Origin of the sequence: Streptomyces sp. NBRC 110611 (assembly GCF_001590865.1) — a bacterium.
Classification (GTDB): Bacteria; Actinomycetota; Actinomycetes; order Streptomycetales; family Streptomycetaceae; genus Streptomyces.
On sequence record NZ_BBUY01000001.1, the window covers coordinates 973,989 to 986,402 of the forward strand.

The following is a 12,414-nucleotide window of genomic DNA, read 5'->3' on the forward strand; positions in this document are numbered from 1 at the left end:
TACGCGAAAACGCGTGCCGGTGGAAAACCTTATGCGTGCGCCCACTTCTTCAGCGCGGCCTTGCTGGAGAAGTTCGCCACATCCTTGTCCAGCGGATGGTCGGTGTACTGGTGGAAGAGCCACTTCGCCTTGATCCTCGGTTTCCCGGCGGTGACGTAGTCGGCGATCCACAGACCGTCGGCGGCGTAGGACGTGGTGTCGTGGTTGAGCCAGAAATCGCGGTTGCAGTAGAGAACGACCCGGTGCGCCGAGGGGCGCAGTTTCTTCACCTCGACCAGGAACTGGTCCTTCTGCGCGTTACTGGCGTAGGTCCCCGCACCGGTGCGCTCCCAGTCGCAGATCAGGACGTCGCCCTGGACCGAGGCGCACTTCTCGACGAAATACCGCGCCTGGGCGGCGATGTTCCCGGGCCACAGAAAGTGGTAGAAGCCCACCACGCACCCCGCTTCACGGGCCTTCGCCGCCTGCGCGTTCTGGTGCGGATTGATGTAGGAGCGGCCTTCGGTGGCCTTGACGAAAACGAAGTCCTGCCCCTGGGCGGAGTACGACGAGTTGTAGGAGCTGACATCGACACCATGCAGCATGAGCGGCCCTCCTGCCGATCGGTCTGCGTATCAGAAGCGTCAACTGATCTAACGGTCAATCGCGTTGCGAGGTGTTCCCCGGGGCGTCCGCCGCCGTGTCCCCTCGGCGTTCCGTGCGGTGCCGGCGTTCCCTGCGGTGCCGGCGTGTTCGGTGTGCCCGAGTTCAGCACGCTCGCTACCGGGGACGCCAGATCGAGGGCGGGAAGTTCCTTGTTCCGCAGGTATGGTGAGAAGCAGTCAGGGGGTTGCTGCCGCCAGGCGACGGGCCGGTCCGGCCGGCCGTCCGCGAACCGGTCCGGGAGGGCGCCGACATGGCCGTAGCCGCCGCGTCACCCCGAGTGAAGCGGTTCGCCCCGGCCGCGGTCTGCGCCGTGCTCCTGACCGCCGCGGCCGCCACCGTAGCCGTACGGGACGGCGCCCCGCTCGCCCCCGAACAGGCCGCCCACCACTGGGCCGTCGCGCACCGCGGGGAGCCGCTGCTGTCGCTGGCCCGCGCGCTGACGGACACCGGCACCGGCGTGATCCCGTACCTGATGGCCGTCCTCGCCGGTCTGCTGGCCGGCCGCGGCACTCTCGCCCGGCGGCTCCGTACGGTGCTCGGCACGGTGGCCTTCCTCGCCGCGTGCCAGGTGATCCGCTACGGCCTGATGCTGCTGTTCGCCCGCCCCCGCCCGCCGGCCGCCGACTGGGCCGTACTCGCCTCCGGCCACTCCTTCCCGTCCGGCCACGCCACCACCTCGGCGCTGGCCGCCGGAATCCTCGCCTGGGGCATCGCCCGGCGCACCCGCCCCGCCGCCCCCAGGGCGACGACGGGACGGCTGGAGCACGCCTGCCGCGCGGCCCTCGCCCTCTGGGCCGTCGGCGTCGGCCTCACCCGAGTCCACCTCGGCGTCCACTGGCCCGGCGACGTCCTCGCCGGCTGGCTCCTGGCCACCACCCTCCTCACCCTCGCCGGGCCCTCGCTGGCCCGCTCCGGGCATGGCGTGAACGTAGTGGTCGAGCGTGATCTTCGGTGACGAGTGGCCGAGCCACTTCGACAGGAGCCCCGCGGCGATGAGGGCCGGCTTCCAGCTGCGGTCACTCAAGGCGCGGTAGGAGATCCGGTTGCCGTTGTGCGGAGCGGCGGCCATCCACTTCCTGCGCCTCGCCGCCGAGATCGCTGCCGTCCTCGTCAAGCGCGACACAGTGAGAGCGAGAAGGGAGACACCTCGTGGGTATGGCCCCCGTTCACGCCGCCGTGCGAGGAGCGGGAGCCGGCCCGTCCTGCTTCTGGCTCCGCCGCCTCACTCGCTCCGCCGCCTCACTCGGGCGCTGTGCGGAATCTGAGTACGCGTACTCATGCGCCCGGCCCCGCCGCACCGAAAGGTGAGGCCGGAGGTGCAGGGATGAAGGAGACCGTGGCGGCCCGGTGGCGCCGAGTCCGCCGGCGGTGCGCCCGGGCAGGCGGAGTGCTGCTGGCGTTCACTCTGGTGGGGCTGACGGCAGCGTGCTCCAGTGAGCCGTCGGAGAAGGAGCTGCGCAGGCAGGCCACGTCCCCCGTAGCGGAGTCCCGCAGGGAGGCGGAGGAGCACCAGATACGTGCCCTGATCCAGCGCCTGACCGCTGTCGAGGGCCTGGAGTACGTGCTCACACGCTTCTGGGACTCCTGTGGCAGGCCCCATAACGGCTCCCTCTTCGAGAACAACCGGTCGCCGTACGTCCTCAGGTGTGGCCTGAAGGCCGTCGCCTACTTCGGCATTCGGGGAGACGTCACCGACGTGCTGCCCCGGATCCGTGCGGCTGCCGTCGCGACCTGGGGGACACAGGACGACGAGGGGCGGGACATGCCGTATGCGGCCGGCACCGTGACCTACGCACTCGACTACCACCGCCATCAGGGCCGGTACCCGGACGGCAGTCTGATGCCCGCGCCGATTCTCGAAGCCCCGGGGCTGCGGATCGACTGGGACCGGCCGCGGCTGCCGCTTCCGAACCGGGTCGAAGAGCCCGTGCCGTGCCGCCCGGCCGGCTCCGGCGGGATCTACCATCGCTGCTGGACGGCCCCGGAGGCTCCGATGAGTCTGGCGGACGTGCGGGCCCGCTACGGCACCGTCCTGAGCTTCACCCTCGGCGGCTGGGACTCCTCCGCGCAGAAATACTTCACCGTGCCCCGCCGGACGTGACCCCGCCGGAGCCGCCCCCTCGGCCATGTACGTGGAACAGGTCCTGGGCGCTGTCCGGGCGATGACGCGTCCCGTTGGACATCTCAGGGGGCTGAGAGCCAAGAAGGTCCGCGGGTCTTGATCGCTGCTGAGCCTGCTGATGGGCTTGCCGGTATGAATAATCTTGGACGCCTTGCGTGGCCGCCTGCACCGATCAGGACCGAGAGGCTCGTGCTGCGTGAGCCCGAGACCCGAGACCGTGCGGCGTTCATTGAGCTGCTGGCATCGCCAGACGTGCATACCTACCTCGGCGGCCCCCGCCCTCGTGATGAGCTGGAGCGTGAGATGCCCGAGGCGCCCGAGCGGTGGCCCGGGAGCTTCGTCGTTGAACTCGACGGGGCGATGATCGGCCGGATACTGCTCAGGAGAGCAACGGAGCACCATCGCCCGGCTGCCGCGGGAAAGGTCGATCTCGGCTACCTGTTCCTGCCACGGGCGTGGGGATTCGGGTATGCCGCCGAGGCGTGCGCGGCGGCACTGGACTGGCTCGAAGGCGTCCTGCCCGGTGAGCCGGTGGTGCTCGCCACTCAGACCGCGAACGTCGGCTCGATGCGCCTCGCGGCAAAGCTGGGGTTCACCGAAGTGGAGCGGTTCCGGGCCTGGGACGCCGATCAGTGGCTCGGCCTGCGCCCCCCGGTACTGCCCTCCGCTTGAGCTCGACAACTCACGTCTGTCGACGTGCTGTTGACGGAGCCGGGCGGTTTGCGGTCATGCAGGCCTTTGGGGGACTGGCGCGAAGGCGCGTTGTTCGTCGAACGGCTGCCGGGTCCGGAGGCAATGGCGAAGTCATCCGTCGCGCTCGTGCGGTTGACGGCCCGTCTTCGACTGGTGATTCGGACATCTTCCCTTCTGCGAGACGGGGAGTGCCGCTTCTGCAGCTGCTCTCCCCGTTCGCGTTGCCGTAACGCACAGCGTTCCCAACGGCGAACCATACGTTCTGCTTGACGAACATTTCGTTCTGGTGCACCCTATCGATCATGACTTCTGCGGCACCGAACGAACGCGACGCGATGGCCCAGCGGCTGTTGGCCAACGCTGTACGCCAGACGCGCCCGGGGGAACTGATCGCACAGGCAGTCAAGCTGCGCGAACTCGCAGACACCCTTGTAGAGCGTGCCGTCGTCGCAGAACGCAGTCTGAATACCTCCTGGGAGGCCGTCGGGCAGGAGCTGGGTGTCACGAAGTCCACCGCGCACACCCGGTACTCGGCCGCGACGACTTCTGCGCAGCGTGAACTGCCCCCCGGGGAAGACCTGGGGGCTTGCGCCTTGCAGGCGTTGGAAGAGACCTGGGATGACGTGCGCAAGATGACCCGGAACCGCATCGTCCAGCGGATGCTTAGGTCCTGGACGGGCAAAAAGCTGACCAGCGAGGAGATCGTTCAGCAGGTACATGACCTCGCTGCGCAGTTCTACACGGACAGAAGGTTGGGGTCCGCCTCCTCGAGCGAAGTGGAACGACGCTTCCGTGAGGCCCAACAGGACGACCGCCCACTGCTGAAGCTGGGGAATTTCTACCGCACCACCACTGACGAGACGGCCTCCGTTGCAGAGACCGGATCACCGGACACACCGCTGAACGTCCAACGCCGAAGCCACAGCACATCGTCAGCCTCACCCGGACTGATTGCCGAGCTCGAAGGACGTATTGCCCATCTGGAAGCGCAGATGGGCGACGTCATCAGGCGTCTGGAGGGGACGGCGGACTACCGCCTCCAGCTCCTCATGGACCTGGAAGAACCGGAACGGCCGTCAAACCAGACAGGCCGCCGCGAACCACCGCTACGCACCAGGCCCCCGCGAACCACACCTTCCACCAGGCGCGAGCTCCGCGGTAGGGAGTAGCGCCCACACACTTCCGCCGGCCCCTGAGCGCAACCTCTCACAGCAACACCGGGGGCCGGCGGATGGTCACACACCCGATTCACATCAGGAGGGCAACCATGTCCAGTATGCAGGCCCGAGCCACCCATGGCGACGGGCCGGTCAGGCCGCGCATCATCCTGCTGGCACTGGCCAGCGGATACGTGGCCGGGTACGGAGCGGCGTACGGCGTCAGCGACACGCCGACGGCCCTCGGGCAGGCCATGATCGCCGCCGTGGCCTGGCTGTTCTGCCAGCAGAACAGGTAGCCGCACTCCAGCGCGGCACCGCGGTCTGGGTGGCCCCACCGATCGGGGCCACCCAGACCGCCGGCGCTCAGAGGCCAGGGCTCGAACTCTTGCTTGCAACATGCCAAGGACGTGCCGGCGCCTTTCGCGTGCTCAACGAGAGACGCAGTCGTCTAGCTCGATTCAGCCCGATGGGTCCGCGGCGTCTGGCACCGCACCTCTCCCCCACGCCTGAATGGCGCGGGGGGACCCTCACCGTTGTCGCATCACCCACGGACATCCAGTCCGCGGGCAATGCTCCGCCTTGCGCTCCGCCTCGGCTCTTCATGTGTCCTCCGGATGCCGAGCTGCACGGCGCCAGACGCCGCGGGCTGATCCACGCCGACCCATCGGACAGGCCCTGGCGCCTGAGCTGCCCGCAGGAGCCCCGAACACCCTGGTCGGGGGACCCACGGCCAGGGATTTCCCAGGGACTTTTCGGGGACTTTCAGGTCTGTCCGAGGGACTTTTCAGGAACTTTCCGCCGCGTGAGCAGGGAAGGCCCTGACAGCGCTCAAAGATGCAAACGCGCTGGTCAGGGCCTACGGCCGAGGTGCGGCCTCAGCACTCGATGATGTTCACCGCGAGGCCGCCCCGCGCCGTCTCCTTGTACTTGACGCTCATGTCGGCGCCGGTGTCCTTCATGGTCTTGATGACCTTGTCGAGGGAGACGTGGTGGCGGCCGTCGCCGCGCAGGGCCATGCGGGCGGCGGTGACCGCCTTGACGGCGGCCATGCCGTTCCGTTCGATGCACGGGATCTGGACCAGGCCGCCGACAGGGTCGCAGGTCAGACCCAGGTTGTGCTCCATGCCGATCTCGGCGGCGTTCTCGACCTGCTCGGGGGAGCCGCCCAGCACCTCGGCCAGGCCGCCGGCGGCCATGGAGCAGGCCGAGCCGACCTCGCCCTGGCAGCCGACCTCGGCGCCGGAGATGGAGGCGTTCTCCTTGAAGAGCATGCCGATGGCGCCGGCGGCGAGGAGGAAGCGGATGACGCCGTCCTCGTCGGCGCCGGGGACGAAGTTGACGTAGTAGTGGAGGACGGCGGGGATGATGCCGGCCGCACCGTTGGTGGGGGCGGTGACGACCCGGCCGCCGGCCGCGTTCTCCTCGTTGACCGCCATCGCGTACAGGGTCACCCACTCCATGTCGCGGGCCGCCGGGTCGCCCTCGGAGCGCAGGGCGCGGGCGGCGTTGGCGGCGCGGCGGCGGACCTTCAGGCCGCCGGGGAGGATCCCCTCGCGGGACATACCGCGGCTGACGCATGCCTGCATGACCTGCCAGATCTCCAGCAGGCCCGCGCGGATCTCCGACTCCGTGCGCCAGGCCTTCTCGTTCTCCAGCATCAGCGCGGAGATCGACAGGCCGGTCTCCGCCGACAGGCGCAGCAGTTCGTCGCCGGTGCGGAAGGGGTACTTGAGGACGGTGTCGTCCAGCTTGATGCGGTCCTCGCCGACCGCGTCCTCGTCGACGACGAAGCCGCCGCCGACCGAGTAGTACGTCTTCTCCAGGAGCGGGGCGCCTGCCGCGTCGTAGGCGAAGAGCGTCATGCCGTTGGCGTGGTACGGCAGCGAGCGGCGGCGGTGCAGGATCAGCTGGTTCGGCTCGTCGAACTCGATCTCGTGGGCGGTGCCTATCTCGGCGCCCAGCAGCCGCAGCCGGCCGGTCGTGCGGATGCGCTCGACCTCGTCGTCGGCCGTCTCCACGTCCACGGTGCGGGGGGAGTGGCCTTCCAGACCGAGCAGGACGGCCTTGGGCGTGCCGTGGCCGTGGCCGGTGGCGCCCAGGGAGCCGAACAGCTCGGCGCGTACGGAGACCGTCTGGGCGAGCAGACCGTCCTTCTTGAGGCGTCCGACGAACATCCGGGCGGCGCGCATCGGGCCGACGGTGTGGGAGCTGGAGGGACCGATGCCGATGGAGAAGAGGTCGAAGACGGAGATGGCCACGGGGGCGGACTCCTTTGTCTGCTCGTGGTGGACGGTGGAGCTGGGGGGAGCCGGCGGTGAGGCGGGGGGGGGGAGAGCCGGCGGTGGAGTTATGGGGGAAGGCGGGAGCTATGCGGCGGGAGGTGGGCTTCTGCCCGATTGGCGATCGCCGACTGTCGAGCGTAACGCGGACCCGGCGCGGAGCCGTCAGACGGAGGCCATCGGGCGTCCGTCGTCGGTCGGAACAGTGGGTGTCGGAACGGATGCGTGGTCGTCCGGGGTGTCCGGTGTGCCGGTCAGGCCCGCCGCACGGGCGTTGACGCCGGCCCGTACGGCCCAGAAGTAGAAGGCCGGGGCGGTCAGTGCGACCAGGGCGATGTCCAGGCCGCCGGGGATGACGCCATGGCCGCCGAAGTCCGGGCTGCCCAGCGCCGACAGCGTCGCCATCCAGATCAGGAAGAGCACCATCCACCAGGCCGGCGCGAACTGCCGCAGCAGGGCGGCCCCGCGGGCGCCCTTACGCCGCAGGACGAGCGCGGTGACCGGCACGGCCACCAGCGTCAGCACGGTGACCTTGCCGGTGTCCGGCCACTTCGACCAGTACAGGGCGCAGGCGGCGAAGGCGAAGGTGATCGGGCACAGGATCCCGGCGGCGGGCAGCCGGAACGGGCGGGGCAGATCCGGCGCGGTCTTCCGCAGGACACCCACCGCGATCGGGCCGATCAGGTACGAGATGACCATGGCCGCCGAGACCACCCCGGCCAGCGCCTGCCAGCTGCGGCCGACGGTGAGCAGCAGCACGACGGAGAAGCCGAGGTTGAGCCACATCGCGGGGCGCGCGGTGCCGTAGCGCGGGTGCACGGCGGCCAGCTTCTTGGGGAAGAAGCCGGTCTCGGCGAGGTTGGTGACCATGTACGCGGCCGAGGCGACGTTGGCGATGTTGGAACCGGCCGGCGAGATGAAGGCCCCGAACTGCAGCAGGGTGACCACCCAGTGCAGCATCAGCAGCTTGGCCAGGTCGGCGAACGGCGAGCTGAAGTTCACGCCCTGCCAGCCGCCCGCCCGCGCCAGCTCCTCGGGCGGTACGGCCCCAAGGAACGCGGTCTGCAGTGCCAGGTAGATCAGCAGGCCCAGCGCGAGCGCGCCGACCAGGGCGATCGGGATGGCCCGGCCCGGGTTCTTGGCGGCGCCGCCGAGGTTGACCACGGCCTGGAATCCGTTGAACGCAAAGATCACGCCCGAGGTGGTGACCGCGGTGAGCACGGCCGACCAGCCGTACGGGGCGAAGCCGCCCTGGGAGGTGAAGTTCGAGGTGTGGAAGCCGGAGGCGATCAGCGCGAGCACGGCGAGCACCGGGATGGCGAACTTGACCAGCGTGAGGATGGTGTTGGCGCGGGCCAGCAGCTGGACGGACCAGAAGCAGGTCAGCCAGAGGGCGACGGTCAGCAGCAGCGCCACGCCCATGCCGGACACGGTCAGGTGGTGGTCGGCGTCGACCAGGCCTTTCGCCCAGTCGAAGCTCCAGGACGTCATGTACTGGGTGGCGGCGATCGACTCGATCGGGATGAGCGAGGCGATCGCGATCCACACCGCCCAGCCGGTCAGGAAGCCGAGGGCCGGGCCGTGCGAGAGGTGGCCGTAGCGGGCCATACCGCCCGGGATCGGGTAGGCCGCCCCGACCTCCGCGTAGGACATCGCGATCATGCCGATGAACACGGCGCCGATCACCCAGGCGACCAGCGCCGCGGGGCCCGCCACCTGGGCGGCGGAACCGGCGCCGAAGAGCCAGCCCGAGCCGAAGATCGAACCGATGCCGATCATGATCAGGGCGAAGAGGCTGAGCCCTTTGCGGTTGCCCGCGCTCATGTCCATGTAGTCGTCCGTCCTGCCGTTGCCGCATGCCCCCTCCCTGTTGAGGGCCGCGTGATTGCCGCCGACCAGCTTATTTCCGGCCCAGCGGTAGGTTTCTCCCGGATGCCGGGCGACGAGGACAAGCCCGGGGCCCCGCAGACCGTGAGCCCGGGACCAACGGCCCCGGGCTCACGGCCCGTTCGGCCTCCGGCCCGCCGGTCGACGGCCGGCCGGAGGCGCACCAACATGAGACGCGTCACAGCGCCGGGCGCACCGCCGCGGAGGCGGGTGCGGGGTCACGGAGACGTGCCGGCTGTCACCGGGACGGGTCGACTCGTCACGGAGACGGATGACGTGTCACCGGGACGGGTCGCCTCGTCACAGCTACGGCCACCCTCATCGCGGTGACAGTCACCTCGTCACGGCGACGGTCGCCTCGTCACAGGGACGGGTACAGCGGGAACTTCTCCGCCAGTGCCGTGACCCGGGCCTTGAGGGCCGTGGCGTCGTACGCCGGCTTCAGGGCCTCCGCGATGATGTCCGCGACCTCGCGGAAGTCCTCCGCCTGGAAGCCGCGGGTGGCCAGGGCGGGGGTGCCGATCCGCAGGCCCGAGGTGACCATCGGGGGCCGGGGGTCGTTCGGGACGGCGTTGCGGTTGACGGTGATGCCGACCTCGTGGAGGCGGTCCTCGGCCTGCTGGCCGTCCAGCTCGCTGTTGCGCAGGTCGACCAGGACGAGGTGGACGTCGGTGCCGCCGGAGAGCACGTCCACGCCCACCGCCTTGGCGTCGTCGCGCACCAGGCGCTCGGCGATGATCCTGGCGCCCTCCAGGGTGCGCTGCTGGCGCTCCTTGAAGTCCTCGCTCGCCGCGACCTTGAAGGAGACCGCCTTGGCCGCGATCACATGCTCCAGCGGGCCGCCCTGCTGACCGGGGAAGACCGCGGAGTTGATCTTCTTGGCGAGTTCCTGGGTGGACAGGATCACGCCGCCGCGGGGGCCGCCCAGGGTCTTGTGCGTGGTGGTGGTCACGACGTGGGCGTGCGGCACCGGGTTCGGGTGCAGGCCCGCCGCCACCAGACCGGCGAAGTGCGCCATGTCGACCATGAGGTACGCGCCGACCTCGTCGGCGATCCGGCGGAAGGCGGCGAAGTCGAGCTGGCGCGGGTAGGCGGACCAGCCGGCGACGATCAGCTTGGGCCGGCTCTCCTTGGCGAGGCGCTCGACCTCGTCCATGTCGACCAGGCCGTCCTCGCCGACGTGGTAGGGCACCACGTTGTAGAGCTTGCCGCTGAAGTTGATCTTCATGCCGTGGGTCAGGTGACCGCCGTGGGCCAGGTTCAGACCCATGATCGTGTCGCCCGGCTTGAGCAGCGCGAACATCGCGGCGGCGTTGGCCTGGGCGCCGGAGTGCGGCTGCACGTTCGCGGCCTCGGCGCCGAAGAGCGCCTTGATCCGGTCGATGGCGATCTGCTCGACGACGTCGACGTGCTCGCAGCCGCCGTAGTAGCGGCGGCCGGGGTAGCCCTCGGCGTACTTGTTGGTCAGGACGGAGCCCTGGGCCTCCATGACGGCGACCGGAGCGAAGTTCTCCGACGCGATCATCTCGAGGGTGGACTGCTGGCGGTGCAGCTCGGCGTCGACGGCGGCGGCGACATCGGGGTCGAGCTCGTGCAGGGAGCTGTTGAGAATCGACATGAGTCTTCCTGGAGGAGGGGGTTCTGGCCCGGGCTCAGCCGGCGGAGAAGGCGGTGTACTCGTCGGCCGACAGCAGGTCGTCCGGCTCGCCGCTCACCTTCACCTTGAACAGCCAACCGCCCTCGAACGGGGCGGTGTTCACCAGCGAGGGGTCGTTGACGACGTCCTCGTTGACCGCGGTGACCTCGCCGCTGACCGGCGAGTAGAGGTCGCTGACCGACTTGGTCGACTCCAGTTCACCGCAGGTCTCGCCCGCCGTGACCGTGGCGCCGGCCTCAGGGAGCTGCACGAAGACGACGTCGCCGAGGGCGTTGGCCGCATGCTCCGTGATGCCGACCGTCGAGACGCCTGCCTCGGCGGCCGACAGCCACTCGTGCTCCTTGCTGTAGCGCAGCTGCTGGGGGTTGTTCATGGCTCGATTCTCCTGTACGCGAGGGTGTGCTCGTGAAATGGGGTCTTGCACGGTGAGACACGCGGGTGCCGTTCGCGCTCCGCGCCACTGCCGGGCCTGCCGTCGGTGAGCTGGGCCGGTCACCGGTGAATCGTTACTTCTGCCGCTTGTAGAAAGGCAGTGCGACGACCTCGTACGGCTCATGGCTTCCACGGATGTCCACGCGGACACCCTCGGTGCCCGGTGTGGCGTAGGCGGCGTCGACGTACGCGATGGCGATCGGCTTGCCGAGGGTGGGGGAGGGCGCTCCGGAGGTGACCTCGCCGATGACGGTGCCGTCGGCGGTGGTGACCTGGTACCCGGCCCGCGGCACCCGGCGGCCCTCGGCGATCAGGCCGACCAGCTTGCGCGGCGGGTTCGACTCCGCCCGCTCGGCGGCCGCCGCCAGCGCGGCCCGGCCCACGAAGTCGCCGTTGTTGCCGGCTTTCTCGAACTTCACGACCCGGCCCAGGCCGGCGTCGAACGGTGTGGTCGCGGTGGTCAGCTCATGCCCGTACAGCGGCATGCCCGCCTCCAGGCGCAGCGTGTCACGGCAGGACAGGCCGCAGGGGACCAGGCCGGCGTCCTGGCCGGCCGCGGTGAGCGCCTCCCAGAGGGCGACCGCGTCCGCCGGCCGGACGAACAGCTCGAAACCGTCCTCACCGGTGTATCCCGTACGGGCGATCAGCGCCTCGACGCCGGCGACGGTGCCGGGCAGGCCCGCGTAGTACTTCAGTCCGTCCAGGTCGGCGTCCGTGAGCTTGGCGAGGATGCCGGGGGACTCCGGTCCCTGCACCGCGATCAGCGCGTAGGCGTCCCGGTCGTCGCGGATCGCGGCGTCGAAGCCGCCGGCCCGGGCGGTCAGCGCGTCCAGCACCACCTGGGCGTTGGCGGCGTTGGCGACGACCATGTACTCCTGGTCCGCCAGGCGGTAGACGATCAGGTCGTCGAGGATGCCGCCCTCGGCGTCGCAGATCATCGTGTAGCGGGCCCGGCCGGTCTTCACCCCGCCGATGTTGCCCACCAGGGCGTAGTCGAGGAGGTCGGCGGCCTGCGGCCCGGTGACGGTGATCTCACCCATGTGGGAGAGGTCGAAGAGGCCGGCGCGGGTGCGGACGGCGACATGCTCCTCACGTTCGCTGCTGTAGCGCAGCGGCATGTCCCAGCCGGCGAAGTCGGTCATGGTCGCGCCGAGCGCGCGATGAGTGGCGTCCAGCGCCGTCCGGCGGGGGGCATCGGTCATGGTTCTGGCTCCCAGGCATGGGTGACAAGACGTTCTCCCCATCTGTCATCGGAACCTGAGAGGTTCACCGGGATCCCGCGAACGGACCCGGTTTGCACCTTCGGTGGAGCCGCCCCTGCCAGGCAGTGGCTCGCTTTTCAGATCTGCCTCGCCCGCGCGGTATAGGGGCCTGAGAGATTCAAGGGAGAACTTGCTCCTTCGGCGCCCCGCCGTGGCGGCCGGGGACTCTCCCGCGCGGATTCAAGCGGCCGGTATGCAGTTGGCGGCGCACACGTGAACTGCGCGCTGCACGTGGCGGGCACATCATTGCACGGGATCGCCCGTTCGAGGAGCCCTG

Annotated in this window: 11 protein-coding genes and 1 riboswitch; of the genes, 5 read left to right on the top strand and 6 right to left on the bottom strand. The window is 69.7% G+C overall.

Annotation, left to right across the window (positions count from 1 at the left end; genetic code table 11):
- Nucleotides 1–29 precede the first annotated feature (29 nt).
- Entirely contained in the window at nt 30–584 is a 555-nt protein-coding gene (locus tag AZE13_RS04235; RefSeq protein WP_066926856.1) for a GH25 family lysozyme, read from the bottom strand.
- A gap of 311 nt (nt 585–895) precedes the next feature.
- Between AZE13_RS04235 and AZE13_RS04240 the strand changes: the two genes are divergently transcribed.
- The 5 genes from AZE13_RS04240 to AZE13_RS04260 all read left to right on the top strand — a co-directional run bounded on the left by AZE13_RS04240 (nt 896) and on the right by AZE13_RS04260 (nt 4,916).
- Nucleotides 896–1,600 carry a phosphatase PAP2 family protein gene (locus AZE13_RS04240; protein WP_079123697.1) on the top strand — a complete coding sequence of 235 codons (705 nt, stop codon included), beginning with the start codon at nt 896–898 and terminating at the stop codon, nt 1,598–1,600.
- 369 nt (nt 1,601–1,969) lie between these two features.
- The gene (locus tag AZE13_RS04245; protein ID WP_066926860.1) at nt 1,970–2,746 is read left to right on the top strand and encodes a hypothetical protein; all 777 of its coding nucleotides are present in this window, start codon (nt 1,970–1,972) and stop codon (nt 2,744–2,746) included.
- 153 nt (nt 2,747–2,899) lie between these two features.
- A complete protein-coding gene (locus tag AZE13_RS04250) occupies nt 2,900–3,439 on the top strand; it encodes a GNAT family N-acetyltransferase (protein WP_066926862.1) in 540 nt (179 codons plus the stop codon).
- A 323-nt stretch (nt 3,440–3,762) separates the two neighbouring features.
- On the top strand, nt 3,763–4,629 hold the full coding sequence (locus AZE13_RS04255; RefSeq protein WP_147264602.1) for a hypothetical protein: 867 nt from the start codon (nt 3,763–3,765) through the stop codon (nt 4,627–4,629).
- Nucleotides 4,630–4,727: 98 nt separating this feature from the next.
- Nucleotides 4,728–4,916, top strand: coding sequence for a hypothetical protein (locus tag AZE13_RS04260; RefSeq protein WP_066926866.1), 189 nt, complete (start codon nt 4,728–4,730; stop codon nt 4,914–4,916).
- A gap of 579 nt (nt 4,917–5,495) precedes the next feature.
- On the opposite strand, the gene AZE13_RS04265 is transcribed toward AZE13_RS04260, so the two are convergent.
- From AZE13_RS04265 to gcvT, 5 genes are all read right to left on the bottom strand, one after another.
- Nucleotides 5,496–6,878 carry an L-serine ammonia-lyase gene (locus tag AZE13_RS04265; RefSeq protein WP_066926868.1) on the bottom strand — a complete coding sequence of 461 codons (1,383 nt, stop codon included), beginning with the start codon at nt 6,876–6,878 and terminating at the stop codon, nt 5,496–5,498.
- A 186-nt stretch (nt 6,879–7,064) separates the two neighbouring features.
- Nucleotides 7,065–8,729, bottom strand: a complete 1,665-nt coding sequence (locus AZE13_RS04270; protein WP_066926870.1) for an APC family permease — start codon at nt 8,727–8,729, stop codon at nt 7,065–7,067.
- Nucleotides 8,730–9,147: 418 nt separating this feature from the next.
- A complete protein-coding gene (gene glyA / locus AZE13_RS04275; protein WP_066926872.1) occupies nt 9,148–10,404 on the bottom strand; it encodes a serine hydroxymethyltransferase in 1,257 nt (418 codons plus the stop codon).
- A gap of 34 nt (nt 10,405–10,438) precedes the next feature.
- Nucleotides 10,439–10,816: a glycine cleavage system protein GcvH gene (gene gcvH / locus AZE13_RS04280; protein WP_066926874.1), complete on the bottom strand. Its 378-nt coding sequence runs from the start codon at nt 10,814–10,816 to the stop codon at nt 10,439–10,441.
- A gap of 133 nt (nt 10,817–10,949) precedes the next feature.
- Complete coding sequence (gcvT, locus tag AZE13_RS04285) at nt 10,950–12,077, bottom strand: glycine cleavage system aminomethyltransferase GcvT (RefSeq protein WP_066926875.1); 1,128 nt, start codon at nt 12,075–12,077, stop codon at nt 10,950–10,952.
- A 147-nt stretch (nt 12,078–12,224) separates the two neighbouring features.
- A riboswitch (glycine riboswitch) is annotated at nt 12,225–12,320 on the bottom strand.
- Nucleotides 12,321–12,414 lie beyond the last annotated feature (94 nt).

Bases quoted from the DNA above. Each gene is read 5' to 3' on its own strand.
- glyA (WP_066926872.1), bottom strand. From the start codon at position 10,404: ATGTCGATTCTCAACAGCTCCCTGCACGAGCTCGACCCCGATGTCGCC.
- AZE13_RS04255 (WP_147264602.1), top strand. From the start codon at position 3,763: ATGACTTCTGCGGCACCGAACGAACGCGACGCGATGGCCCAGCGGCTG.
- AZE13_RS04250 (WP_066926862.1), top strand. From the start codon at position 2,900: ATGAATAATCTTGGACGCCTTGCGTGGCCGCCTGCACCGATCAGGACC.
- AZE13_RS04270 (WP_066926870.1), bottom strand. From the start codon at position 8,729: ATGGACATGAGCGCGGGCAACCGCAAAGGGCTCAGCCTCTTCGCCCTG.
- AZE13_RS04245 (WP_066926860.1), top strand. From the start codon at position 1,970: ATGAAGGAGACCGTGGCGGCCCGGTGGCGCCGAGTCCGCCGGCGGTGC.
- AZE13_RS04260 (WP_066926866.1), top strand. From the start codon at position 4,728: ATGTCCAGTATGCAGGCCCGAGCCACCCATGGCGACGGGCCGGTCAGG.
- gcvT (WP_066926875.1), bottom strand. From the start codon at position 12,077: ATGACCGATGCCCCCCGCCGGACGGCGCTGGACGCCACTCATCGCGCG.
- AZE13_RS04235 (WP_066926856.1), bottom strand. From the start codon at position 584: ATGCTGCATGGTGTCGATGTCAGCTCCTACAACTCGTCGTACTCCGCC.
- AZE13_RS04240 (WP_079123697.1), top strand. From the start codon at position 896: ATGGCCGTAGCCGCCGCGTCACCCCGAGTGAAGCGGTTCGCCCCGGCC.
- gcvH (WP_066926874.1), bottom strand. From the start codon at position 10,816: ATGAACAACCCCCAGCAGCTGCGCTACAGCAAGGAGCACGAGTGGCTG.